This window comes from Streptomyces sp. NBC_01335, from assembly GCF_035953295.1.
In the GTDB taxonomy this organism is placed as follows: domain Bacteria; phylum Actinomycetota; class Actinomycetes; order Streptomycetales; family Streptomycetaceae; genus Streptomyces.
Genome location: NZ_CP108370.1, coordinates 2,135,179 through 2,159,464 on the forward strand (window position 1 = coordinate 2,135,179; position 24,286 = coordinate 2,159,464).

General features: G+C 72.4%; 23 protein-coding genes and 2 pseudogenes. 19 read left to right on the forward strand and 6 right to left on the reverse strand.

Annotated features, from left to right (window positions below; translation table 11 throughout):
* Positions 1–32: 32 nt before the first annotated feature.
* The gene (locus tag OG599_RS08815; RefSeq protein ID WP_327175402.1) at positions 33–1,415 is read right to left on the reverse strand and encodes a multidrug effflux MFS transporter; all 1,383 of its coding nucleotides are present in this window, start codon (positions 1,413–1,415) and stop codon (positions 33–35) included.
* Between the two features lie 82 nt (positions 1,416–1,497).
* Between OG599_RS08815 and OG599_RS08820 the strand changes: the two genes are divergently transcribed.
* The 8 genes from OG599_RS08820 (at position 1,498) to OG599_RS08855 (ending at position 9,422) form a co-directional block, all read left to right on the forward strand.
* The gene (locus OG599_RS08820; RefSeq protein WP_327175403.1) at positions 1,498–2,520 is read left to right on the forward strand and encodes a Gfo/Idh/MocA family protein; all 1,023 of its coding nucleotides are present in this window, start codon (positions 1,498–1,500) and stop codon (positions 2,518–2,520) included.
* A 219-nt stretch (positions 2,521–2,739) separates the two neighbouring features.
* The gene (locus OG599_RS08825; protein ID WP_327175404.1) at positions 2,740–3,390 is read left to right on the forward strand and encodes a CatB-related O-acetyltransferase; all 651 of its coding nucleotides are present in this window, start codon (positions 2,740–2,742) and stop codon (positions 3,388–3,390) included.
* A 41-nt stretch (positions 3,391–3,431) separates the two neighbouring features.
* Complete coding sequence (locus OG599_RS08830; protein WP_327175405.1) at positions 3,432–4,628, forward strand: macrolide family glycosyltransferase; 1,197 nt, start codon at positions 3,432–3,434, stop codon at positions 4,626–4,628.
* A gap of 173 nt (positions 4,629–4,801) precedes the next feature.
* On the forward strand, positions 4,802–5,656 hold the full coding sequence (locus OG599_RS08835; RefSeq protein WP_327175406.1) for a PhzF family phenazine biosynthesis protein: 855 nt from the start codon (positions 4,802–4,804) through the stop codon (positions 5,654–5,656).
* A 326-nt stretch (positions 5,657–5,982) separates the two neighbouring features.
* Positions 5,983–6,849 (forward strand): glycosyltransferase family 2 protein, encoded by an 867-nt coding sequence (locus OG599_RS08840; RefSeq protein ID WP_442809665.1) that lies wholly within the window; start codon positions 5,983–5,985, stop codon positions 6,847–6,849.
* Between the two features lie 211 nt (positions 6,850–7,060).
* Complete coding sequence (locus OG599_RS08845; RefSeq protein ID WP_442809396.1) at positions 7,061–8,005, forward strand: ABC transporter ATP-binding protein; 945 nt, start codon at positions 7,061–7,063, stop codon at positions 8,003–8,005.
* Complete coding sequence (locus tag OG599_RS08850) at positions 8,002–8,976, forward strand: ABC transporter permease subunit (protein ID WP_327175409.1); 975 nt, start codon at positions 8,002–8,004, stop codon at positions 8,974–8,976. Before OG599_RS08845 ends, OG599_RS08850 begins: the two co-directional genes overlap by 4 nt.
* A 56-nt stretch (positions 8,977–9,032) precedes the next feature.
* Positions 9,033–9,422, forward strand: coding sequence for a GntR family transcriptional regulator (locus OG599_RS08855; protein WP_327175410.1), 390 nt, complete (start codon positions 9,033–9,035; stop codon positions 9,420–9,422).
* A 31-nt stretch (positions 9,423–9,453) separates the two neighbouring features.
* On the opposite strand, the gene OG599_RS08860 is transcribed toward OG599_RS08855, so the two are convergent.
* Positions 9,454–10,704 carry an FAD-dependent monooxygenase gene (locus OG599_RS08860; RefSeq protein WP_327175411.1) on the reverse strand — a complete coding sequence of 417 codons (1,251 nt, stop codon included), beginning with the start codon at positions 10,702–10,704 and terminating at the stop codon, positions 9,454–9,456.
* Positions 10,705–11,327: 623 nt separating this feature from the next.
* Between OG599_RS08860 and OG599_RS08865 the strand changes: the two genes are divergently transcribed.
* Complete coding sequence (locus OG599_RS08865; RefSeq protein WP_327175412.1) at positions 11,328–12,332, forward strand: TetR/AcrR family transcriptional regulator C-terminal domain-containing protein; 1,005 nt, start codon at positions 11,328–11,330, stop codon at positions 12,330–12,332.
* An 82-nt stretch (positions 12,333–12,414) separates the two neighbouring features.
* Here the strand turns inward: OG599_RS08865 and OG599_RS08870 are convergent, their stop codons facing one another.
* Positions 12,415–12,756 carry a hypothetical protein gene (locus tag OG599_RS08870; protein WP_327175413.1) on the reverse strand — a complete coding sequence of 114 codons (342 nt, stop codon included), beginning with the start codon at positions 12,754–12,756 and terminating at the stop codon, positions 12,415–12,417.
* A gap of 338 nt (positions 12,757–13,094) precedes the next feature.
* Between OG599_RS08870 and OG599_RS08875 the strand changes: the two genes are divergently transcribed.
* Positions 13,095–15,356 carry a HelD family protein gene (locus OG599_RS08875; RefSeq protein ID WP_327175414.1) on the forward strand — a complete coding sequence of 754 codons (2,262 nt, stop codon included), beginning with the start codon at positions 13,095–13,097 and terminating at the stop codon, positions 15,354–15,356.
* Between the two features lie 23 nt (positions 15,357–15,379).
* Here OG599_RS08875 and OG599_RS08880 read toward each other — a convergent pair whose 3' ends face one another.
* The 3 genes from OG599_RS08880 to OG599_RS08890 all read right to left on the reverse strand — a co-directional run bounded on the left by OG599_RS08880 (position 15,380) and on the right by OG599_RS08890 (position 17,963).
* Entirely contained in the window at positions 15,380–15,739 is a 360-nt protein-coding gene (locus OG599_RS08880) for a hypothetical protein (RefSeq protein WP_327175415.1), read from the reverse strand.
* 310 nt (positions 15,740–16,049) lie between these two features.
* The gene (locus tag OG599_RS08885) at positions 16,050–16,967 is read right to left on the reverse strand and encodes a cation transporter (protein ID WP_327175416.1); all 918 of its coding nucleotides are present in this window, start codon (positions 16,965–16,967) and stop codon (positions 16,050–16,052) included.
* A gap of 351 nt (positions 16,968–17,318) precedes the next feature.
* The gene (locus OG599_RS08890) at positions 17,319–17,963 is read right to left on the reverse strand and encodes a DUF1707 SHOCT-like domain-containing protein (protein WP_327175417.1); all 645 of its coding nucleotides are present in this window, start codon (positions 17,961–17,963) and stop codon (positions 17,319–17,321) included.
* A gap of 192 nt (positions 17,964–18,155) precedes the next feature.
* Here OG599_RS08890 and OG599_RS08895 point away from each other — a divergent pair, with 192 nt between their 5' ends.
* The 9 genes and pseudogenes from OG599_RS08895 (at position 18,156) to OG599_RS08935 (ending at position 24,265) form a co-directional block, all read left to right on the forward strand.
* Complete coding sequence (locus OG599_RS08895; RefSeq protein ID WP_327175418.1) at positions 18,156–19,193, forward strand: DnaB-like helicase N-terminal domain-containing protein; 1,038 nt, start codon at positions 18,156–18,158, stop codon at positions 19,191–19,193.
* 42 nt (positions 19,194–19,235) lie between these two features.
* Positions 19,236–19,772 (forward strand): hypothetical protein, encoded by a 537-nt coding sequence (locus tag OG599_RS08900; protein WP_327175419.1) that lies wholly within the window; start codon positions 19,236–19,238, stop codon positions 19,770–19,772.
* Position 19,773: 1 nt separating this feature from the next.
* Positions 19,774–19,947: pseudogene (locus tag OG599_RS08905) on the forward strand (DNA cytosine methyltransferase); the annotation flags it as partial.
* A gap of 121 nt (positions 19,948–20,068) precedes the next feature.
* Positions 20,069–20,965 (forward strand): annotated as a pseudogene (locus OG599_RS08910) (DNA cytosine methyltransferase); the annotation flags it as partial.
* 61 nt (positions 20,966–21,026) lie between these two features.
* Entirely contained in the window at positions 21,027–21,599 is a 573-nt protein-coding gene (locus tag OG599_RS08915; protein ID WP_327175420.1) for a DUF4913 domain-containing protein, read from the forward strand.
* Positions 21,596–22,357, forward strand: coding sequence for a glycosyl hydrolase (locus OG599_RS08920; protein ID WP_327175421.1), 762 nt, complete (start codon positions 21,596–21,598; stop codon positions 22,355–22,357). The genes OG599_RS08915 and OG599_RS08920 overlap by 4 nt, the downstream gene beginning before the upstream one ends.
* Positions 22,354–22,827 carry a hypothetical protein gene (locus OG599_RS08925; RefSeq protein ID WP_327175422.1) on the forward strand — a complete coding sequence of 158 codons (474 nt, stop codon included), beginning with the start codon at positions 22,354–22,356 and terminating at the stop codon, positions 22,825–22,827. Before OG599_RS08920 ends, OG599_RS08925 begins: the two co-directional genes overlap by 4 nt.
* Positions 22,824–23,465, forward strand: coding sequence for a hypothetical protein (locus OG599_RS08930; RefSeq protein WP_327175423.1), 642 nt, complete (start codon positions 22,824–22,826; stop codon positions 23,463–23,465). Before OG599_RS08925 ends, OG599_RS08930 begins: the two co-directional genes overlap by 4 nt.
* The gene (locus OG599_RS08935; protein WP_327175424.1) at positions 23,462–24,265 is read left to right on the forward strand and encodes a hypothetical protein; all 804 of its coding nucleotides are present in this window, start codon (positions 23,462–23,464) and stop codon (positions 24,263–24,265) included. The genes OG599_RS08930 and OG599_RS08935 overlap by 4 nt, the downstream gene beginning before the upstream one ends.
* Positions 24,266–24,286: the final 21 nt, after the last annotated feature.

Genomic DNA, 24,286 nt, shown 5'->3' on the forward strand with positions numbered 1-24,286 from the left:
GTCGCCGTGGGGCTCCCGGGGGACGAGGCGGGTTACAGCCCGCCGTCCGTCCGGCCGCGCCGCTCCCAGGGGCGGCACAGCGCCAGGAAGCAGATCATGGCCGCGGCGGCGCAGATGGTCTGGACGAGGGCCATCGGGACGGCCGTGTCCTCCCCCGCGATGCCCACCAGCGGCGAGGCGATCGCGCCGATGAGGAACGACGAGGTGCCGAGCAGCGCGGAGGCGGAGCCCGCCGCGTGCTTGGAGCGCATCAGCGCCTGGGAGTTGGTGTTCGGCAGGGAGAGGCTCATCGCGGACATCAGGACGAACAGCGTGCCGGCGATGGGGACGAGCCCCACCTCGCCGAAGACCCCGCTGGTCATCAGCAGCAGCGCGACGGCCGCGGCCAGGATCACGGCGAGCCCGAAGAGCAGGACCCGGTCGAGGCTGACCCGGCCGACCAGCAGCCGGCCGTTGATCTGGCCGACGACGATCAGACCGACCGAGTTGAGGCCGAAGAGCAGGCTGAAGGTCTGCGGCGAGGCCCCGTAGATCTCCTGGATGACGAAGGGTGAGGCGCTGACGTAGGCGAAGAGGGCCGCGAAGGCGAGCCCGCCGGCGATCGTGTAGCCGATGAAGACCCGGTCGGCGAAGAGGCCGCGCATGGTGCGCAGGGCCTCGGTGACGCCGCCGGTGTGGCGTTCCTCGGGCGGCAGGGTCTCGTGCAGGCTCTTCCACACGACGAGGGTCAGCAGCAGGCCGACGACGGTGAGGACGACGAAGACGCCGCGCCAGTCCGTGATCCGCAGCACCTGTCCGCCGATCAGCGGGGCGATGATCGGGGCGACGCCCGAGATCAGCATCAGGGTGGAGAAGAACTTGGCCATCTCGATGCCGTCGTAGAGGTCGCGCACGACGGCCCGGGAGATCACGATGCCGGCCGAGCCGGCGAGGCCCTGGAGCAGGCGGCAGCCGATGAGCATCTCGGCGTTGGGGGCGATGGCGCAGATCGCGGTGGCGACGACGTAGACGACCATGCCGGTCAGGAGCGGTCCGCGGCGGCCCCAACGGTCGCTCATCGGCCCGACGACGAGCTGGCCGAGGGCCATGCCGAGGAGGCAGGCGGTCAGCGTGAGCTGGACGGTGGCGGCCGGGGCGTGCAGCGCGTCGGTGACGTCGGGCAGCGCCGGCAGGTACATGTCCATGGACAGGGCCGGCAGCGCGGTGAGGCCGCCGAGCACCAGGGTCACCAGGAACGCGGTCCGCCGGACGGCTGCCGCCGGGGCGGCCGGAAGGCCGGTGAGACCGGGAAGGGCCGGGCCCTCGGGGCCCGGCGCGGGGTCGGGAACGGCGGGCCCGGTGATCAGTTGACCGGTTCCCGCCGTAGGTATGTGCTCTTGCTCTCGCTGGGCCCGGCTTCCGCCGCTGTCCGGCATGCTTCATCTCCACATCGTTGAAATCCGCATCTATGCTCTCAGCTCGGGCCGAGTGGTCGTAACCCAATATCAAAGGCGAGGCATGAGCGGGACTGTGCGTTGGGGCATATTGGCGACGGGCGGCATTGCCGCGACCTTCACCAAGGATCTGCTGGGGCTGCCGGACGCCGAGGTGGTCGCGGTCGCCTCGCGCACCGAGGAGTCGGCCCGGGGCTTCGCCGAGCGGTTCGGGATCGGACGGGCCTACGGAAGCTGGGCCGAGCTCGTCGCGGACGAGGACGTGGATGTGGTGTACGTCGCAACCCCGCACTCCGCCCACTACGAGGCGACCGCGCTGGCGCTCCGCGCCGGAAAGCACGTGCTCTGCGAGAAGGCGTTCACGCTGGACGCGGGCCAGGCCGGTGAGCTGGTCGAGCTCGCCCGGGAGCGCGGGCTGTTCCTCATGGAGGCCATGTGGACGTACCTCAACCCGGTCGTCCGCCGCATGACGGAGCTGGTGCGCGAGGGCGCGATCGGCGAGATCCGTACCATCCAGGCCGACTTCGGGTTCGCGGGTGACGTGGGCCCCGAGCACCGGCTGCGCAACCCCGCGCTGGGCGGCGGCGCGCTGCTGGACCTGGGCGTCTATCCGGTGTCGTTCGCGCAGCTGCTGCTGGGCGAGCCGGACCGGGTGCAGGCGGACGCGTTGCTCTCCCCCGAGGGCACGGACCTGAACACCGGGATACTGCTGGGCTGGGACTCGGGCGCGACCGCCCTGCTCTCCTGCTCGATCGTGGGCCACCACCCCACGGCGGCGACCGTCATCGGCACCAAGGGCCGGATCGACTTCCCGCACAGCTTCTTCCACCCCGACCACTTCCTCCTGTACCGCGCGGACGCGGCGGATCCGGCGCCGGAGAAGATCGTCACGGGCCCGGGTCCGCAGGGACTGTCCGGGATGCAGTACGAGGCGGTCGAGGTGATGCGTGCGCTGCGGGCGGGCGAGACCGAGTCCCCGCTGGTGCCGCTGGACGGTTCGCTGGCGGTGATGCGGACGCTCGACGCGGTACGGGACCGCATCGGCGTCCGCTATCCGTCCGACTCCGTTGCGAGGACCGTCGCCTGACGGGCCGTCACGCCATCACGCCCAGGCAGGGGTGAGCCCCGGGTTGCCCGCCTCCGTCACGAAGGAACCGGCCGTCGTGACGGGGGCGGGCGGGGTGACGGGGGTGCCGGGGCGGCCGCATCGGGCGCGTTCCCGCAGGTGAAAAACGACTGTCCGGGCGGGCGCCTTGGTGTGATCATGGGTGAGGAACCGACGCCGCTTCCGGGAGGACCGCCCGACGTGCCCGTACCCGCCGACCCGAACGTGCTCCATCCGATGCCCGGACAGCCCCGGGTGGTGCAGCTCCGCCCCCTGGTGAAGTCCCCGTTGATCGAGGTCGGGGAGTACACGTACTACGACGACCCGGACGACGCGACCGCCTTCGAGACGCGGAACGTGCTCTACCACTACGGGCCGGAGAAGCTGGTCATCGGGAGGTTCTGCGCGCTGGGCACGGGGGTGCGGTTCCTCATGAACGGTGCCAACCACCGCATGGACGGACCCTCCACGTTCCCCTTCCCCACCCTGGGCGGCTCCTGGTCCGACCACTTCGACCTGCTGACGGGCCTGCCGAACCGGGGCGACACCGTCGTCGGCAACGACGTCTGGTTCGGCCACGGCGCCACGGTGCTGCCGGGCGTACGGATCGGGCACGGGGCGATCGTCGGCGCCGGCTCGGTGGTCACCTCGGACGTGCCCGACTACGGCGTCGTCGGCGGCAATCCGGCCCGCCTGCTGCGCACCCGCTTCGGCGAGGAGGACGTCGCCCGGCTGCTGGCGGTGGCCTGGTGGGACTGGCCCGCCGAGCACCTCACCGCGCACGTCCGGACGGTCATGTCGGGCAGTGTCGGCGAGCTGGAAGCCGCCGCGCCGGACCCGCGCGGCGCATGAGGGCGACCGTCCCCCCACGGACCCGGAAGGTGTGATCCCCGATGCCCCGTCGCCGTGCCCACATCGCGATGGCCGGAATCCCCGCCGTCAGCCATGTGCTGCCCAGTCTGGAGATCATCCGCGAGCTGGTCTCCCGCGGCCACCGGGTGACGTACGCCAACGACCCTGCGGTCGCCGGCCTGATCGCCCCCACCGGCGCGGAGTCGGTGCCCTGCGCCTCGGGGCTGCCGGTCGCCGACAACACGTGGCCGGACGACCCGATCGCCGCCATGGAGCTCTTCCTCGACGACGCCGTACGGGCCCTTCCGCAGCTGCGCGCCTTCTACGACGACGACCCCGCCGACCTCTACCTCTACGACATCGGCGCCTACGCGGCGCGGGCGCTCGCGGAGTCCCAGCGGCGGCCCCTCCTGCAACTCTCCCCCACCTTGGTGGGCTGGGAGGGGTACGCGGAGGAAGTGGCGGCGCAGCTCTGGCAGTTGCCGGGCGCCGACGCCTACCGGGCGAAGTTCGCCGGGTGGCTCGCCGCGTGCGGGGCGACCACCAGGGACATGGAGACCTTCACCGGCCACCCGGCCCGCGCCCTGGCGCTGATCCCCCGGGCGATGCAGCCGCACGCCGACCGGGTGGACACCGACGCGGTGACCTTCGTCGGCACCTGCGTTCCCCCGCTCGGCGCCGAAGGCGGTACGGGCGGTGGCGGCGGCTGGACCCGTCCCGCCGGGGCCGGGCGCGTCCTGCTGATCTCGCTGGGGTCGGCGTACACCCGCCGGCCCGAGTTCTACCGCCAGTGCCTGGCGGCCTTCGGCGGCCGGCCGGACCTGCACGTGGTGCTCCAGATCGGGAAGTACACCGACAGGGCGGAGCTGGGCGAGATCCCGCCCCATGTGGAGGTGCACCGCTGGGTGCCGCAGCGGGCGATCCTGGAGCAGGCGGACGCCTTCGTCACCCATGCCGGGATGGGCGGCTGCGGCGAGGGGCTGCTGGCGGGCGTTCCCATGATCGCGGTCCCGCAGGCCGCCGAGCAGTTCATGAACGCCGACCGTCTCGTGGAGCTGGGCGTGGCCCGGCGCATCGACACCGAGGACGCCACCGCCGAGGCCCTGCGGACCGCGCTGGACGAACTCCTCGCCGACCCGGAGGTCGCCCGCCGCTCGGCGAGCGTCCGGGCCGAGGCGCGGGCCGAGGGCGGCACGCTGCGGGCCGCCGACCTCGTCGAGGAGCTGCTGGGCCACTGAGTACGAGGGCGTCCGGGGCGTGCCCGTACGGGAATGCGCGGGACGGCCGGGGGGCGTGCCCGTACGGGAATGCGCGGGACGGCCGGGGGGGCGTGCCCCCGAACGGGAATGCGCGTGACGGCCGGGGCACCCGCTTGGGAATGTGCGGGTGCACGCCCTGGTTGAGCCGTTGCATGAGCACAGACCACCCCGCCGAGATCCTGCACTACACCGCCTTCTCCACCCGTCCGGAGGGCGGCAACCCGGCCGGGGTCGTCCTGGACGCGTCGGCCCTCGACGACGCGGCGATGCTGGCCGTCGCCGCCGAGCTCGGCTACAGCGAGTCCGCGTTCCTGACGGAGGCGCCCGGGGAGCGGACGTACACGGTCCGCTATTTCAGCCCGAAGGCCGAGGTGCCGTTCTGCGGGCACGCGACGGTCGCCGCCGCACTCGCGCTGGCGGACCGCGACGGCCCGGGTGACCTGGAGTTCCTGACCCTGGCCGGTTCGGTGCCGGTCACGGTGGAGTCGCGCGAGGGCGCCCTGCGGGCCACGCTGACCAGCGTGGAGCCGCACGTGGCGGAGGTCTCCCCTGCCGATCTGGCGGAGGCGCTGGCGGCGCTCGACTGGCCCGCCGCCGATCTGGACCCTGCGCTGCCGCCCCGGATCGCGTTCGCCGGCGCCCGCCATCTGGTGCTGGCCGCCGCGACGCGCGAGCGCCTCGCGGACCTGGGTTACGACTTCTCCCGGCTCGAAGCGCTCATGCGCCGGCTGGACCTGACCACCGTCCAGCTGGTCTGGCGGGAGTCCGAGCGGGTCTTCCACGCCCGTGACCCGTTCCCGGTGGGCGGTGTGGTGGAGGACCCGGCGACGGGCGCCGCCGCCGCCGCTTTCGGCGGGTACGCGCGTGAGCTGGGCCTCGTCCCCGAGGAGGCCGTGCTCACGCTGTACCAGGGCGAGGACATGGGCCGGCCCGGCACCCTCACGGTGGAGCTGCGCCCGGGCGACGCACGCGTACGGGTGAGCGGCGCGGGGACGCGGATCGGCTGACGGGAGTCAGCGGCCGGCCGCCGCCCCCTTTGGCCGGGGAGACCTGGAACCTCCGTCCGGGGGCGGCTCGGGGCGTGCCTCCCGGCGGTCCGCGGCGGGCGCGGCCAGGCTGTCCGACGACGCGCGCCTCTCCGGCGGGTCCGGGAACGCCGCGTCGACGCGCACTCCCCGCCCGGTGAACGCCGCTCGGCATCCGTACGAAGGTTCGGAGTCGGGCGGCCCAACTTCGGGGCGTACGATCGCGGACACCGCAGCCGAGCACGGGAGTACCGATCTTGTCCCCATCCGCAGCCCTCGCACCACGCATCGGTGTCTCCATCGTCACCATGGGTGACCGCCCGCAGGCGGTGGAGGCCCTCCTCGCGTCGGTGGCCATGCAGGACGTCCGGCCCACCCGGCTCGTCGTCATCGGCAACGGCACGAAGCTCCCGGACTTCTCCGCCTTCCCCGGCCTGGAGGACCTGGAGGGCGGGGTGACCCTGATCGAGAACGAGGAGAACCTCGGCTGCCCCGGCGGCCGGAACGTCGGCCTCGCCCGTCTCGCCGAGCTCGGTGACGTGGACGTGGTGATCGAGCTGGACGACGACGGCCTGCTGGTCGAGAAGAACGTGTTCAGCACGGTGCAGAGCCTGTACGCCGCCGACCCCGACCTCGGCATCGTCGGTTTCCGGATCGCCGACGAGCACGGCGAGACGCAGCGCCGGCACATCCCGCGTCTGCGCGCCTCGGACCCGATGCGGCGCGGGCTGGTCACCGCCTTCCTGGGCGGCGCGCACGCCCTCTCCATGAAGATGCTGGCGGGCACGGGCCACTGGCCGGCCGAGTTCTTCTTCACCCACGAGGAGACGGACCTCTCCTGGCGGGCGCTCGAAGGCGGCTGGAACATCCTGTACGAGCCCGATCTGCTGCTCCAGCACCCGAAGACCTCGCCGGCCCGGCACGCGGTCTACTACCGGATGACCGCCCGCAACCGGGTCTGGCTGGCCCGCCGCAACCTCCCCGCGCCGCTGATCCCGCTCTACCTGGGCGTGTGGACGCTGCTCACCCTCGCCAGGACCCGGTCCGCGAAGGGGCTGAAGTCCTGGATGGGTGGTTTCGTCGAGGGCCTGCGCACTCCCTGCGGCCCGCGCAACCCGATGCGCTGGCGCACGGTCTGGCGGATGACCCGGCTCGGCCGGCCGCCGCTCGTCTGACCGGCCGCCCCTCAGCCCTGACTCCGTAGAACCACCGCTTCACCTCTCTCCACCTCTCTCCACCGATCGCCCGGACGCCTCGCGTTCCGGGCGATCGGCGTTTCCGGGGGCGGCGGTGCGCCCCGGACCACCGTCGCGGAGACCCGCCTTGACAGCCTCCCACCCTTCAGTCAATTATTCCATTAATTGACTAATGGAATTGGGGCGAGGCGTGGAACACCCGAACACACCGAGCGAGACTTCCGAGCAGTGGGCCCTGGAGGCCCGCGGTCTGGGCAAGCGGTACCGCCGCGGCTGGGCCCTGCGGGACTGCTCCTTCCGGCTTCCGGCCGGCCGGATCTGCGGTCTGGTGGGACCCAACGGCGCCGGCAAGAGCACCCTGCTGGGGATCGCGTCCCGGCAGATCGACCCGACCGAGGGCGGGTTGAAGCTCTTCGGCACCCCGGTCGACGACGCTTCGGCCATGCCCCGGTTCGCCTTCCTCGGCCAGGACAAGCCGCTCTTCAAGCGGTTCACGGTGGCCGAGACGCTGCGGCTGGGCGCCGAGCTCAACCCGGGCTGGGACATGGCGGCGGCTGAACGGATCGTCCGCTCCGGCCGGGTCCCGCTGGACGCGCGCGTCGGCACGCTCTCCGGCGGCCAGCACACCCGGGTCGCGTTCGCGCTCGCCTTCGGCAAGCGCCCGGATCTGCTGCTGCTCGACGAGCCGATGTCCGACCTCGACCCGCTGGCGCGCGACGAGATGAGCACCCTGCTGATGTCGGAGGCCACCGAGCGCGGCACCACGGTCCTGATGTCCTCCCACATGCTCGGCGAGCTGGAGGACATGTGCGACTACCTGCTGGTGATTTCGGAGGGCAGGCTCCGGATGGCCGGTGAGACCGACACGCTGGTGCCCGCCCACGCCCTGGTGACCGGGCTGGCGGCGGACGGCGGGCTGCCGCCGGAGCTGACCCGCCACACCGTGGTCGAGTCCCGCGTGCAGGGGCGCCAGTTCCAGGCGCTCGTACGCCCCGCCGGGCCGCTCACCGGCGACTGGCAGATCAGCGAACCGAGCCTGGAGGAGGTGCTGTTGGCCCACCTCCGTTCGCCGGACGCGCCCGCGCTCCTCACCCGGGGTGCCCGTATCGACGCCGAAGGGATCTCCGCATCATGACCACCACCACCCTGACCGACCCCACCACGGGGGCGGGCACCGTCCGGCGCGGCCCGCTGCGCGGCCTGACCTGGCTCATGGTGCGTCAGCACCGGGCGACGCTGTACTCCGTGTTCGGGCTGGTGGCCCTCGGCGCGGCCGCGATCCTCTACCTGCGCGGCGAGATGACCGACACACTGAACGCGGCGGGCTGGCCGCAGAAGGAGCTGACGACGCCGCTCCAGACCGGACAGCGGTACACCTATCTCCTGCTGGCTCTCGGCTCCTTCCCGGTGCTTCTCGGCGTCTTCGTCGGCGCGCCGCTGATCTCCTCCGACCGGGAGCAGGGCACCGCCCAACTCGTCACCACCCAGTCGGTGCCGCGCCGCCGCTGGCTGATCGCCAAGCTGGCGGTGGGATACGGCATCGCCCTCGTCGCCGGTCTGGTGCTCTCCGCGCTCTACACCTCGTGGTGGAAGCCGTACCGCGAGGTCTTTCCGTCCGCCTGGCTGGACGCGACGGTCTTCGACAACACCGGCCCGGTGCTGCCCGCGTTCTGTCTCTTCCTGACGGCGGCCGGCATCACGATCGGGGTCCTGCTGCGCCGCGTGATGCTGTCCATGGCGGTGACCCTCGGCTTCTCCGTGTTCGCGAACGTCGTCTGGGGCCAGGTCCGCGAGAGCCTGGGCACCACCCATCTGCTCACCTACCCGCTGAACGGAGAACCCCCCAACGTCCCCGGGCGCCAGGATCTCGACAGCTGGGTCGGCACCGCGGACGGCACGCTCTACGGCTGGGGCACCTGCGCCGAGCCCACCGACGCCGCGCAGAACGCCTGCCTCAAGCAGCACGGCATCGTCAACAACGTCATCGAGTACCTCGACTACGACCAGATGCCGTCCATGCAGTGGATCGGTGCCGGCATCCTGCTCGCCGCCACGGTCGTCCTGACGGTCTTCGTCGTGTGGCGTGTCTCGCGGCGCCCGCTGTGACGGAGCCCCCTCCGTGTCCGTAAAGTCTCCTCAGTCGAGCGGAAGGGTGAAGAGCAGTGGTCGTTTTCCGCATCGACCGGCGCAGCGGCATCGCCACGTACCTGCAGATCGTGCACCAGGTCGAGCAGGCCCTGCGGATGGGCGCCCTCCAGGAGGGGGACAAGCTGCCCACGGCCGCCCAGGTGGCGGCCACCACCAAGGTCAACCCCAATACGACCCTCAAGGCGTACCGGGAGCTGGAGCGTCTCGGTTTCGCCGAGGTGCGCCAGGGGGCGGGCACCTTCATCACCCGTGACCTCGCCCGGCCCCAGTCGGGTCCGGACTCGCCGCTGCGCACCTCGCTGGACGCGTGGCTGGTCCAGGCGCGCACCGAGGGGCTGTCGGGGCACGACGTGAAGGCGCTGTTCAGCGCCGCGTACGAGACGGCGTACCCGCAGGAGAGCTGAGAGGCGCCGGCCGGGTCGTGCGGGGGCGCTCTCAGGAGGGCGTCCCCGCACCTGCCGTCAGGTGGGGGTAGGCGGGCAGGTCGATGTCCCCGGCCTTGGCGAACTGGGCGGCGAGGACCTGCCGCATGGGCCAGCGGTTCATCGACCGCATCGAGGCGGCGCGCAGCCGGATGGCGAGCGCGCCGTTCGGTGCGTATCCGGAGGTGCCGCCGGGCGGGAGCTGCTGCGCCCGGGCGACGTAGGGGCGCATGATCCGGTCGTAGTTCCGGAGTGCGTCGAGGTGACCGGCGCCGGGCGTGGACAACTCCCCGGCCAGCACGTACGCGCCGACGAGGGCGAGGCTCGTCCCCATGCCGGTGAGGGGCGAGGGGCTGTACCCGGCGTCACCGAGCAGCACCGCCCGCCCGCGCGACCAGCTGTCGAGGCGCACCTGCCCCAGGGAGTCGAAGTGGAAGTCGTCCGAGGTGTGCATCGCCGCGACCAGGCGCGGGACTTCCCACCCCGCGCCCTCGAACCGGCCTGCGATCAGGGCGCGTTGGGCGTCGATGTCGTGGCGGTCGTACGGGAAGGGCTCCGCGCGGAAGCTGAGTCCGGCCTTGATCTCGCCGGGGAGCCGGCCGGGGCGTGCGGACGCGACGAGCCCGCCGGGGGCGTTGAACATCCGGAACCAGCCGCCGAGGTCCCATTCCTCGTGGGCCGTGAACCACGCGGTGCAGCAGTTCAGCGGGCGTACGAAGTCGGACTCGGGCCCGAAGGCGAGCGCCCGGACGGTGGAGTGCGGCCCGTCGGCGCCCACCACGATCCCGAAGCGGCGCCGGCCGGCCTTCTCGAAGGTGGCCGTGACGCCGTCGTCGTCCTGGACGAGCCCGGTGAGGGTGTCGTCGAAGAGGTACTCCGTGCCGGGGGCGGCCGGTGCGGCGTCCGTGGTCGGCGAGGTCGCGTCGTAGAGGAGGCGGGCGAGGTCGCCGCGGAGTATCTCGATCTCGGAGACGATGCCCTCCCCGCCGAAGGCGGCGGTCGGCATCTCGGCGGTGACCCGGTCCCGGGCGTCCACCAGGGCGAGGCCGCGCTGCTCGACGGCGACGGCGCGCGCCCGGTCCATGAGCCCCATACGGCTGATCACCTCCCGGCCCGCGCCACGGAGGTCCACCGTCTGTCCGCCCGGCCGGGGGCCCGGCGCCCGCTCGACGACCGTGACGCGGAAGCCGGCCGCGCGTAGCCAGTACGCGAGGGCGGGGCCGGCGATGCCCGCACCGGAGATGAGTACGTCGTTTCTTCCCATGACGGTGAATGTACGGCGTACGCATCACCCACCGCAACCTAGAAAACCCCTTGGAATCAAGGGATTTGACCGCCTGCGCACTAGTACGGGGCAGCCGGTGCGCCCGCCCTCCCGGCGGTTTTCCGGAGACTGCCGCCTTCCGTCGCAGCCAGGCAGTACAGTGCGGACCACAGAGGTGCACTAGGGCGCGTCTGACCATGCGCGTCGGATCGGCGGGCGGTGTCCGGTGCGGTGCATCGCAAGGCGGAGGACCGCCCGCGTACTGGATGTACGCGGGCGGTCCGACAACGCCGCGAGGTGCCGTGCCGGGCGCCGACCGCCCGGCGGGAATGGTCAGACACGGCCCAGGGCGCGTCTGACCATGCGCGTCGGATCGGCGGGCGGTGTCCGGTGCGGTGCATCGCAAGGCGGAGGACCGCCCGCGTACTGGATGTACGCGGGCGGTCCGACAACGCCGCGAGGTGCCGTGCCGGGCGCCGACCGCCCGGCGGGAATGGTCAGACACGGCCCAGGGCGCGTCTGACCATGCGCGTCGGATCGGCGGGCGGTGTCCGGTGCGGTGCATCGCAAGGCGGAGGACCGCCCGACGGGAATTGTCGGACACGGCCTAGTGCGGAGGTGCCATGGAGCGGCAGGGAACAGCGCACGAGGAACTTCGGCGGGCGCTGCCGCAGGAGCCGCCCTACCGCCGGATCGCCGGAGCCCTGCGGAAGCGGATCGAGTCGGGGGAGCTCGGGCCCGGCGACCGCATCCCCTCCACCCGGGAGATCGCCCGGCAGTGGGGGGTCGCCATGGCCACCGCGACCAAGGTCATCGCCGAGCTGCGCCACGAGGGGCTGGTCCGCCCGGTCTCCGGCGTCGGCACCGTGGTCGAGAGCACCGCGCGGACGCGCCGCCCGGCCGCCGCTCCGGCCCCTGGCGCGTCTGCGGCCCCGGCTCGCACGGAGGGCGGACCGGCCGTCGCGCTCGCCCGGGAGCGGATCATCGCGACGGCCATGGCGGTCGCCGACGCCGAGGGGCTGGGCGCGGTCTCGATGCGGCGGGTGGCCAACGAGCTGGGGGCGGCGACCATGTCGCTCTACCGGCACGTGACCGACAAGGACGATCTGCTGACGCAGATGATGGACGCCGCCTGCGCCGAGTGGCGCTTCCCCGCCGACCCCCCGGCGGGCTGGCGGGCGCGGCTGGAACTCGCCGCCCGGCTGCTGTGGGAGACGTTCCGCCGCCATCCGTGGCTCGCGCCCGCGCTCTCGGTGACCCGGCCGCAACTGCTCGCCGGAGCGCTGCCCTTCACCGAGTGGGTCCTTCGGGCGCTGGACGGGCGCGGCCTCGACGGCCAGACGCACTTCACACTGCACATCGCCCTGTTCAATTACGTGCGGGGCACCGCGATCAATATCGAGCCCGAAGTCGTGGCCGAGGAATTCACCGGTCTGACGAGCGACGAGTGGATGGACACGCAGGAATCACAACTCCGGGAGGCATTCTCGGCGGGTGCGTTCCCCACGCTGGAGCGCATCACCGCGGCCGGGTACGACTTCGATCTCGACATGCTTTTCGAGTTCGGCCTGCAACGCCTGCTGGACGGTTTCGCCACTCTGATCGACGAGGCCCCCCGGCGCCTCTGACCCGGGCGGGGGTCAGAGGCCCCCCGGCGCCTCTGACCCCCGCCCGCGGCGACCGTCGTCGCCCTCTCGCGAGCGACCCCGTTCAGTCCGCCCGTACCTCCGACGCCTGACCGCGCCGAGCCGCACCCTGCTCCCGGCCGGCGCCCGTACCCGTACGGCGACGGGCGCCGGCCGGTCCAGGGAAGTCGGGGTCGTCCTCGGCGGTCGGCAGGGCGCGGTGCCCTTCCGAGTGGTCGTTGACCCAACCGCAGCCCGGGCAGGCGTAGCGCCCGTCCAGACCGGCGATGAGCGTGCCGCACCGGCGGCACTCCGTGTACGTGACCTCGGGCGCGGCCATGGGGCCGTCCACGGCGGGCCGCCCGGCGGGGCGCGGTCCCGGGGCGGCCGTGGCCGTACCGGACGGGCACTCGGCGGAAGAATCCATGCCGGAAGGCTACGCCGCGCACACGCCGCGCGGCATCCTCCGCGGACGGCCGGGAGCGGAGCCGCAGGACAGGGGCATGAACGGAACGACGCATGCCGTGAACGGAACGACGTGGGCCACGAACAGAGCGGACGCGGGTCGCGAACGGAGGGGACGCCACCGGGCGGGAACACAAAAAAATGCCCCGGACCGCGTTGGCGTCCGAGGCGTTCGTCTGCTTAAACTGAATGTTTCCGTGATTTCCATGCGTCGGCTTCGCGTCAACTCCGCAGCGCATCACGGAAGAAATTCACAGGGCTCACCTTATCTTTTCTGGAGTCACATTGTCAAGCGAGGAAATGGTTCGCGAGCAGGAATTCATCACCCTGCTCCACGAGCGTCTCGACGCCCTGCGGGAAGGGGCGGAGGGCGCCGTGCGGGGTTCGCTGGGGCAGCCCGTGCACAGCCGTCAGGCCCGGCTGGAGCGGGACGTCACCGTCGCCGAGCAGTCGGACCGCCTCGCCACGCTGAACGCCGTGGAGGACGGGCTCTGTTTCGGCCGGATCGACCTCCGCGACGGCACGCACCACCACATCGGCCGGCTCGGCATCCGCGACGAGGACGAGGCGCGCACCCCGCTGCTCATCGACTGGCGCGCCCCGGTGGCCCGACCGTTCTACCTGGCGACGGGCCACACCCCCATGGGGCTCCGCCGCCGCAGACACCTGACCACGCGCGAACGCCGCGTCACCGCCCTGCACGACGAGATCCTGGATCTGGACGAGACCGCGCCCGCGCTCCGTACCGGCCACGAGGACCCCAACGGCGACGCCGTGCTGCTGGCCGCCGTGAACGCCACCCGCACCGGCCGCATGACGGACATCGTGCGGACCATCCAGGCCGAGCAGGACCGCATCATCCGCGCCCCGCACCGGGGTGTGCTCGTCGTGGAGGGCGGGCCCGGCACCGGAAAGACGGCGGTGGCCCTGCACCGTGCCGCGTACCTCCTGTACGCGTACCGTGAACAGCTGGCGCGCCGCGCGGTGCTGATCGTCGGCCCCAACCCCGCGTTCCTCGGCTACATCGGCAATGTGCTGCCCTCCCTGGGCGAGACCGGTGTGCTGCTGGCCACCCCGGACGAGCTCTTCCCCGGAGTACGGGCCACCGGCACCGACACCCCCCGGGCCTCGGCCGTCAAGGGCGCGGCCCGGATGGCCGAGGCGCTGCGCGGTGCGGTCGCCGCCCTCCAGCGGCTGCCCGTCGACCCCGTCGAGATCGCCCACGACCGGGACGTCCTGCTCCTCGACCGCGACACGGTCGACCGGGTCAGGGCGGAGGCCCGGAACACCGGGCTGCCGCACAACCTCGCCCGCCGCCCGTTCGCCGCGGGGATCGTCGACGCGCTGACCCGGCAGCTCGCGGACCGTATCGGGGCCGACCCGCTCGGCGGCCCCAACCTGCTCGATCCCTCCGACATCGAGCAGTTGCACGAAGAGGTGGCCGGCAACGAGGAGGCGCACGCGGCGATCGACGGCCTCTGGCCCCGTCTCACCCCCGGGCAGTTCCTCGCCGCCTACCTCGCCGCTCCCACCGGACTCCCGCCCGGGGAGGCGGAGGCGATCCGCCGGGACGACACGGACCCCACCGGGCTGACGGACCGCACGGAGTGGACCCCCGCCGACATCCCCCTGCTCGACGAGGCCGCCGAGCTGCTCGGCGAGGACGACAGTGCCCTGCGGGCGGCCGAGGAGGCGGAGCGCCGCAAGCAGATCGCGTACGCCCAGGGCGTGCTGGACCTCTCGGAGGGCTCGCGCTCCACCGACTTCGAGGACGAGGACGACGCGGAGATCCTCTCCGCGCACGACATCATCGACGCCGAACGCTTCGCCGAACGCCAGGAGGAGGCGGACCACCGCAGCGCCGCCGAACGCGCCGCGGCCGACCGGACCTGGGCCTTCGGCCACATCATCGTCGACGAGGCGCAGGAACTCTCCGCGATGGCCTGGCGGTTGCTGATGCGCCGCTGCCCGACCCGCTCCATGACACTGGTCGGCGATCCGGCGCAGACCGGTTCGGCGGCCGGGGCCGACTCCTGGGCGGACATCCTCGGCCCGTACGTCGGCGACCGCTGGGAGCACACCCGTCTGGACGTCAACTACCGTACGCCGCAAGAGATCATGGAGACGGCCGCCGAGGTCCGGCGCGAGACCGACCCGTCCTTCGAGCCGCCCCGGTCGGTGCGTTCCACCGGTGTCGCACCGTGGACCCTGACCACCGAGCCGGAGAAGCTGGTGCGTACGGCGGCCGAGGCCGTCGCCCGGGAGGCCCGGAACGAGGGGAAGCTCGCGGTGATCGCCCCGCGGGAGCTCCACGTCGAGCTGGCCGAGGCCCTGCCGGGCGCCTCGTTCGGACCGGACCCCGACCTGGCGGCCCCGGTGGTGATCCTGGACGCGCGGCAGTCCAAGGGGCTGGAGTTCGACTCGGTGGTCGTCGTGGCGCCCGAACGCATCAGGACCGGATCCCCGCGCGGGGTCAACGACCTGTACGTGGCGCTGACCCGTGCGACCCAGCGACTCGGGCTGATCGGGTTCGCCCCGGTGCTGCCGGAGGAGGACGCGTAGGCGGTGCCCCCTGCCCCGGGCTCTCAGATGCCGCCCACGATGCTGGGCGGCACGACCAGGTGCCGGGCCCGGTGCTCCAGGACCAGCGCCTGCGGCATCGTCGTGGACACCGCGTCCGAGGCGCACCGGCCGCAGGACGGAACGGTGGCGGGTACGTGGGCCGTGTGCTGGTTGGCGATGTGCTGGGAGAGCCTGATCTGCGTGGTGATCACCTGGTCGAAGGGGTCGCAGTCGATGCCCGGACCCACCTCCTCCCGGGCCGCCGCCGCGAGTTCGGGCGCTTCTCTCATCCGCCGGTACAAGGTCACGCAGTCTCCGCAGTCCCACATCCAGGGTGGCGGGAGAGGCCACTTGTCGGCTTCTTCGGCGTCGAGGTCTTCCACGGCGACCACGGTAGCGCCCGCCGGAGGTGAGCGGTACGCAATGAACCATTTACTCACCGCCACGAGTTGGCCCCGGGAACGCCCCTCCCGGCTCCCGAACAGCCCTTCGGGAGCCGGGCGGTGACCGTCGCGCGCGGGGTGGCCGGGCGATGCCCAGGCGGTGTTTGAGGGTCGGGCGGTGCCGGGCGGATCATGGCCGGCGTCAACAGGTCGAATCCCTCGGGAAGATGGCGACCGGAATCGGTGTCCTTCGGTCCGGAGGAAGGTCGTCGGCGCGAAGGTCTTCGGCCCGAAGGCCAGTCCGGCGGGCTCAGAGCACCAGCCCGGCATCCGAGGTGATCCCGACGACGCTCCACGGTTCGTAGGGCAGAGTGGTGAGCCCGTCGCGCAGCGCCCGCCGCACCCGGTCCTCGCCCGCGACGTCCCAGCTGTCCGGCGGCACCACGAAGGCGATCTCGACGTAGAGCTTCTGGCCCACCTTGCTGGTGCGCAGCACCGGTGCGGGGAGTCCTTCGGCGGCGCGCACCCGCTCCACCACCTCACGTACCCGCTGCTGCACGGCCGGTTCCGGGGCGGACTCCAGCAGTTCGGAGGTGGCCTGCCGGAGCATGCGTACGGGCAGCCCGCCGAGCAGTACACAACTCAGCAGGACCAGCACCGAGTCGGCGTACTGCTTCGCGCCGTGCCACACCGTCGTGCCCAGCAGCAGCGCCACCGCGCCGCCCACCGCGATCAGGAGGCTGGCGACCGCTCCGGCGAGCCAGACCGTGGCCTCGGTGCGGATCAGGTCGGAGTGCGGGCCGCGCCGCGCCAGACAGGCGTACGTCGCGAGGCAGGCCGTCCCGGTCACCGCTCCGTACACGGCCAGGCCCAGCGCCGCCACCTCGGACCCGCCGTCGAGGATGACGCGTACCGCCTCCACGGCGGCGTAGCCGAGCGTGCCGAGCAGTGCGAGGCCCTGCACCCCCACGACCACCGGCACCAGGGACTCCCGCCCGAACGGGAAGCGCGGCGTCGGGCCGGCCGCGGCGAGGCGCGAGGCGCGGAGCGCGAGCCAGGACAGGCCGAGACCGAGGACGGTGTAGACGCCGTCGAGCAGGATCACCTGCGAGCCGGCCGCGAGCCCCCACACCACGCCCACGACCGCGACGACGACCGAGACCGCCATCGAGACGCGCAAGGCGCGCTGTTCGTGCCGCGCCGCCCGGGACGGCCCTCCGTCTTCCACCCCCTCATCGTTATGGGGGCCCGGCCGGGCGGCAACCGGACCTCGCCGCGCAGGTGTCCGGGGGCGCCGGGCCGCACCGGCCGGGGCGTGGCGTGCGGTCCTCGAAGACTCGCCCGTGAGTCCTGTACCGGGGGGCGTCCGTCCGCGGCGTTCTCCACCCCCGCGCAGTCCCGCCTCAGGTCGCGGAGCTCTCCGACTGGGGCCCGCCCGCGGCCGACCAGCTCGCCGCCGTCCACCGGGCCCGCCGCCGGCTCGGCCTCCCCGAGGCCGCCCGCCGCCCGGTCACCGAACTCACCGGTGCCGCCACCTGGTGAACGGACCGGCCCCCGCCCCCGGCTCGGCGCGCCGGCCTCAGGAGGCCGGCCCGCGCAGCAGCCACTGCCCGAACGTCCGGCGCGGGGGCCGCACCACCACGTTGCCGTGCGTCTTCTGGCCGACGAGCTCCACACGCAGCGTGGTCCGTACGCCGTCGGTCTGCGGCGCGCGGCGGCGCTTGAGCTTGCAGTGCGCCAGGACCAGGCCGTCGACGTCGATCTCGACACCCGGCCGCGTGACCAGCGTCAGGCTCTTCCCCGCCATGGCCACATCGATCCTCAGGGTGTCCTGCGTGACCACGGCCTCGGTGAAGTCGAGGGTCACGTCGCACCAGCTCACCGCGAGCTCCAGACGCCGCGGCAGCACCCAGCGGCCCGTCCGCTCGATCGGGCCGCTGAAGACCTGCTCGATCCGGACGACGTCCTTGACCTCGGCCGCCGTGCCGTCCGCGGCGACCGACAGGGCCGGCAGGTCGGCGGTGAGTACGGCCAGTTCACTCAACGTCCTTGCTGACAGGGCGAGTTCCACACGCTCGTCCAGCTCGTCCGCGTCCAGCAGACCGTCCCCCGCCGCGATGCGCAGCACGTCCACCACTCGGTCCCGGTCCGTGTGGGAGGCCCGCAACTCGGGCGACGAACTGCGATCCGAGCGCTTCCCGGTGGGTGAAATCTCTCCCGACATGCTTCCGTCCTGGTCCTCACGCGTCTCTGTGCGACGCGGGCAGCGGCGCAGGCAGAAGACTAGAGCGCAACACGCTTTGAAGCGTGCTGCGAAAGTAGCGCCGTCCGCCCGGAGGGCGGGTCCTGCGGCGTCAGATGCGGTGCGTCGCGAGCCGGAGAGCGCGGTTGCCGCGAGCCGCGCCGGAAGTGGCGCATGCCTGTGCGCAAGCTCCAGGAGGACGACCACCCTGCGCTGACCGCCGAGAAGGCCGTACCGCTGTCCTGGGTGACCGACACCGTCAAGGAGGCCGGCCACCATGTGCGCGGGCTGACCCCGGTCTACGCCCACACCCTCATCTCCGCCTGCCCGCGCCCCGAACACGCTGCCGTCTACGGCCGCATGGTCCTGGAAGGCGCGATCCACCGCAGCATCACCGAGCACGCCATCCGCCTCCACCAGGCGGCGCGTGCGGACGCGGTGCAGGGCGAGGTCGCCGGAGCCCTTCACCAGGCCGACGTATTGCACGAGGTGCTCGGCGACCTCGCTCAGCGCTGGGGAACCGACCCGCAACCAGTCGCTCCTCCCGCACCGGCCACCGCGACGGCTCCGCTCGCCCCGCCGGCTGTTCGCGGGCAGGACGAGGACGAGCAGTTCCTTCTCGCCGTGCTGGCCGACCAGCCGGGCGGCATGGACGACGTGGTGGGCTGGCTGCGTCCGGAGGACTTCGCCCGCCCGGTCCATGGGCAGATCTACCGCTGTCTCGGCGCGCTGCACCACCGGGGCGAGCCCATCGACCGCGTCACCCTGCTCTGGGAAGCACAACGGCGCGGCCTTCTGGCCGACGGAGCCCTCACCGAGAAGCAGCTCACCGCCCTCTGCGACGGCGCCGGGGCCGGCAACGCCGGTTGGCTCGGCCGACAGGTCGTGCGCGCAGCCGTGACCCGCACCGCCGCGACCTCCGCCCACACCATCAAGGTTCTAGCAGAAGACGCGGCCCTCGCCCCCGGGCGGCTCATCAGCCACGCCCTGCACGCACTCGGCCCGCTCGACGACATACGCACCCGCTGGCACGCCGCGCACCTGCACCCGGACCACCCGGCTCCCGGCCCTTCCCCCAACGAGCCGCCCCCCGTGCGAGCCCATGCCGCCCTCGCCCGCAGCACCCTCCGCCCCAGTACCCCGCCCCCGACGCAGACCAGCACCACACCGGTCTCCGCCACCCCACGCTCACCCTCACGCGGTCACAGCTGACACACGTCCCATACCCACCCGCTACCGACCATGAGGCTCATCGTGACCGACACACCCCACTCCGACGTTCAGGACCTGCGCGCCCTGGCCTCCTCCATCGACGCCCTACGCGGCAGGCTCCCGGTCGTCGGCGACCTCCACCGCGCACCCGACCGTGCCACGGTCGGCCAGCAGATCTCCGACCTCGGCAAGCTGATCACCCACCTCGGTGACAAGCTGGTCGCCGCCCCCCTCGGCGGGACGGACACCAGCGTCCCCGACGCTCTGTACACCGCAGGGGAGGCAACATCCGCCCTCGGCAACCTGGCCAGCCAGCTCGCCTTCCTCAACGAGACCGAACCCCAACGCGAGCAGCCCGACTTCCGGGAGGCCCGGCAGGACGCCCTGGCAGCGATCGAGAACTCGATCGAGACTGCGGACACCTCTCTGCGCCAGACCGCCAAAATCCTCGTCCTGTCCGCCCAGCTCAAGGCCGCTCGCAGCCGGTCCACCACCACCGCGACCGCTGCACTGCCGCTCTCCCAGGCGCCTGCCACTCCCCCGGCAGCACCTCACAGCCGCCCCACCCGAAGCCGCTGAGATGCTGCCCAGCCCCGCGCCGCCGCCGCTGATCGGCTCGCTCTGCTCCGGATACGGCGGCCTCGACCTCGGCGTGCAGACCGCGCTCGGCGGCACGCTCGCCTGGCACGCCGAGATCAACCCCGACGCCTCCAGCATCCTGGCCCGCCACTGGCCAGGCGTCCCGAACCTGGGCGACATCACGACCGTGGACTGGTCCACGGTTCCCGGGGTGTGCGTCCTGACGGCCGGCTTCCCCTGTCAAAGACGTCTCGGTCGCCGGCCGCCGCGCCGGACTCAACGCCGCTACCCGCTCCGGTCTGTGGCTGCACGTCGCGCGTGCGGTCGAGGCCCTCCGACCCTGCCTGGTGGTCATCGAAAATGTGCGCGGACTCCTCACCTCACCCGCCGGCACCCCTGGCGACGTGGAACCCTGCCCGTGGTGTCTGGGAAACACCACAGGCCAGCCTCCTCTGCGAGCACTCGGTGCCGTACTCGGATCCCTGGCCGACCTCGGGTACGACGCTCGGTGGCTTGTGCTTCGTGCTTCAGACGTCGGAGCCCCTCACCGCCGCGAGCGGACCTTCCTCATCGCCTGGCCGAGGAACCCTGCTCAAGACCCCGACCAGCAACCTCGGGACGAACGGCGGCTCCCAGCATCCGCCGAAACGGAAGAGCGGTGGCCACGGACCGAACCTGGCCGACGAGGTCGAATGGCTCCTGCCGACCCCGAAGGCATCGGACGGCACCAAGGGCTCCCCCAACCAGCGAGGCAGCAGCGGGGACTTGACGCTTCCGAGCGCGGCAGCATCCCTGCTGCCCACCCCACCGGGCCCAACCAAGAACCCGTCGGCACGGCGACGAGGCGACCAGCACCTGCGTCCGTCGGCGCTGGTTCTCCCGCTGTGGAACGGCTCGACTCCGGCAACCGAACCGGGGCCCAGCGGTGGGGCGCCTACACCGCTGCCATCACCCGGTGGGAGCTGCTCACCCGCCCCGCACCGGCCCCCACCGACGCCGGAGGACGGCTCCGCCCGGACTTCGTCGAATGGATGCAAGGGCTGGATGCCGGGTGGGTGACCGCCACCCCCGGGCTCGGACGACCCGCGCAGCTCACCGCCCTCGGAAACGGTGTCGTGCCTCAACAGGCTTCTCGGGCGCTTCACTTGCTCAGTCCGCCGTTCCCGTGCTGTCCCCGGTGTGCCGGGCCGTAGCGCTCCTCTACCGGGCTTTCCCGGCCGGGCCAAATCGCGGATTCTCCGGAACCTCGTCCCCATGTCCGACCCCCGCGAGATCACCCCTGACCCTGTTCGTGTCCCCGACGAGGAACTCGACGACCTCGCCTCCACCCTCGCCAGGACCATGGCCGAGGTCAGGCAGCACGGCGTCATCCTCGACCGTCTGGGTTCCGAACCTCCGCCCCCACCGCCCGTACCCGAGTCGCCCACCAAGGATGACGGTCCCACGTCCGTGTTCATCCTCGCCCTGGGCGGCTCGGAGTACGCGGCCGAAATCACCGCCCTCAACGACTGGGTGAACCACCTCCTCCTGCCGGTCTACGGCCGTGAGATCAGCACCACCAGGCCGTGGTGCGCGCAGTGGCACGAGCACCCCGAAGCCGTCGCCCGGCTGCACGCCCTGTGGCTGGCCTGGCAGCAGCACACCGACGTCGAGGCCGGCCTGTCGGGCCCGTCGACCTGGCACCGCGACCACCTCGACCAGGCCCTGGCGCACCTTCGCGGCCCGGACGGGCCGTTCGCCGCATGCACGACGAGCCCGACCCGGCCCAACCACCGAGTCCTGGCCACCCCCGCACCCGCGCCCGCACAGACGGGAGCATCAGCATGAAGGGCGGCCTCGACCTTGACGTCGACGACCTGCAGCCCGCCAAACAGGCAACCGAGTACGCCGAAAGCCGGTTCTGGCTCAGCGACTTGATGCCCCTGGTTGAGCACCACACGCCCGACGGCTCTGCCAGCTACGTGGCCGCTCACGACGAATCGGCGATCTGGGGAGTCCCCGGCACCCCGCAGATCGTCGCGGTCAAGGTCTCCCGGGACCTCGACCGCCGCACGTTCACCATCCAGTCGGCCGAGCACGCCACCATCCCCTTCGCTCATGCGTGGCTGACGGAGCAGGGCTGCCCTCCCGAGGCAGCCGCCCCGGCCGACGCGGACCCGATGGCACCCGCCGACAGCCTCACCGCGCACATTGCACAGCGGATCCGTACGTCGGGCGCCCGGTACGAGGTCCTCGACAGCTACTCGGACCCCGACCTGTGCGAAACCTGGACGCTGGCCCGCGACGCCCAAGCAGCGCAGGCACCTGTTCGGGTTTTCGTCGAGCAGGGCGATTTCGCCACCCACATGTACACGTTGCGCGAGGGCGCCTTCACCGACGTGAGCGCCGCCCGTTCCTGGCTCAGCACCCGCGACACCCCCTTGCCGCAGCCTCCGGAACAGCACGGCGAGGGTGGCGACCGGCGGGTCCGCGCCGCTCTCTCGCGGTCGACCGGTACCGCCGCACTTCCCGCAGGCCCGGAAGTCGCCCACCAGGCACCGGCGGCCAGCACCGTCCCGTCGTCGCTCCCCCGGCGGTCGATATGAGCCGCGCCCGCTTCGCCTTCGCCGCCCACCCGGACGCCATCGCAGACCTGCGCGAACTCCCGGACAGCATCCGCGACCTGGCCCTGCTCGAACTGCAGAACCTCGTCCACGGCAGCGACGACTGCATGCCCTTGAAGGGCCGCCTCGCGGGCTTCCACAAGGTCTACGTCGACCCGTCCGTCTCCTACCGCATGGTGATCCAGTACCGGCCCGCCCCGCCCACCTCCAGCCACACACGCGAGGTCTACCTCGTCGCCGCCGGCAGCCGGAAGAACTACGCCGTCTACGACACCGCCCAGCTCCGTACCGGGCGCAACCTCAACGCCGAGGCTGCGCCCGCAGCCGAAGCGCGTGCACGGGCCGCTCGCTCCCGCTCTCCCCGCGCCGTCAGCCAGAACCCGGCCCTCACAACTCCTCCTGCGACGGCTTCAGTTCAGCCCTCGCCTTCCCGAAAGGTCGCCCAGCGATGACCACCGAACGCTCTTATGAGGCCCGTCGGGAACTCGCCGACCTTCTCACCAACGCCGCGCGGGACGTCGCCGGCATCCTCGCCGCCGAGTACCCGACCGCCGCAGGCTGCTCCTACCTGCACCCGGTGCTGGGCCCGCTGTCCGCCGGGCCCCGGGTGGTCACGGACATGGCCGCCCGGTTCGAGGCGGTCGTGGCCGGCAAGCCGCTTCCCACCACGCCCACCGGCCTCCTGGTCCTGGCCTCCTACGCCTCCGCGCTGGGCTGGCTCAGCGAATCCCTGGCCGAACTGACCACCTCCGTCGATCAGATCGGCACCCGCGTCGGCACACCCGCGAACCCGCCGGACCCGGACCCCGTCGACACCCCGACCGGATTCGGGGCGGAGGAGCTGGCCGAGGTCCAGCTCGCGGCCGAGGCCGCCGGCCTTGCGCCCGGCGACTACGTCGAGGTGCTCTCCCAGTCCCTGCTCGCCGCCTCCCGCATCACCGACGCCTGCATGGAAATCGCCGCGGGCCTCCTCGACGACGCCACCTGCGTTCTCGACGAATCGATGGACCCCGTCAGCATCGGCGACGGGCCCAACAGCCTGCCCACCCTCGTCCGCTCCCTGCTCGCCCGGCTGGGAGCCGCCGAATGAACCCCTACGACCCGACCGAGCGCCCAGGCTCCCACCTGGTCACCGAGACATTCGGGGTCACCAACCCCTGGATGCTGACCGAGAACTACTCCTCGTCCGATCCACGCGACCTCACTGGCAGGGCCGTCGCGGAGGCCGCCCGCAACCTCGACGTTCTGCACGACGAACTGCGGCGAGCGGCTCGGACCGCCATCGAGCTGCTGGCGCCCGTCGAGCAGGGCAGCCCCGCCGGACTGCCCGACCGGTACGGCGTACTGCAGGAGATCGGCCAGCGAGTCGAGGTACTCGCCGCCCGTCGAGGCGCGGCGTACGCGCAGCTCAAGGGCGTCGTGGACACCTACCGCCGTGTGCAGGCCGCCCCGGCTCCCGCCCAGCCCTCCAGGGAAGCGGCCCAGGCTCCCGGCCGCGACGACGACTGGGCCCTCGACGGTCAGCGGCAGCTCCGCGCTCTCGAAGCGGTCGAGGCCGGGGGCCTGCGCTATTGCCGAACGGGCTTCGGAGACCACTACGTCGGCGGCGTACATCCCAGCGATCCGGCGATCTGGCCCACCACGATCGAACGGTGCATCGCCGACGGCCTGATCGTGCCCGACACGTCCGCGAGCCTCTACGACGGTCAGCCCCTCTCCCTCACGGACCAGGGAGTGGCGGCCCTGCGGGACAGTCGTGCGACCTCGTCACTCGTCTCCGCCGCGCTCCGGCGCACCAGCACCGTCACCGGCTCCAGTCCCCGCGCTGGAGCCGGTCCGCATACCCCATCGCCGCCGCCTGCGGCTAGCAAGTCCCCCCGATCCCGCTGACCTGCCCAGAGAGGACATCCC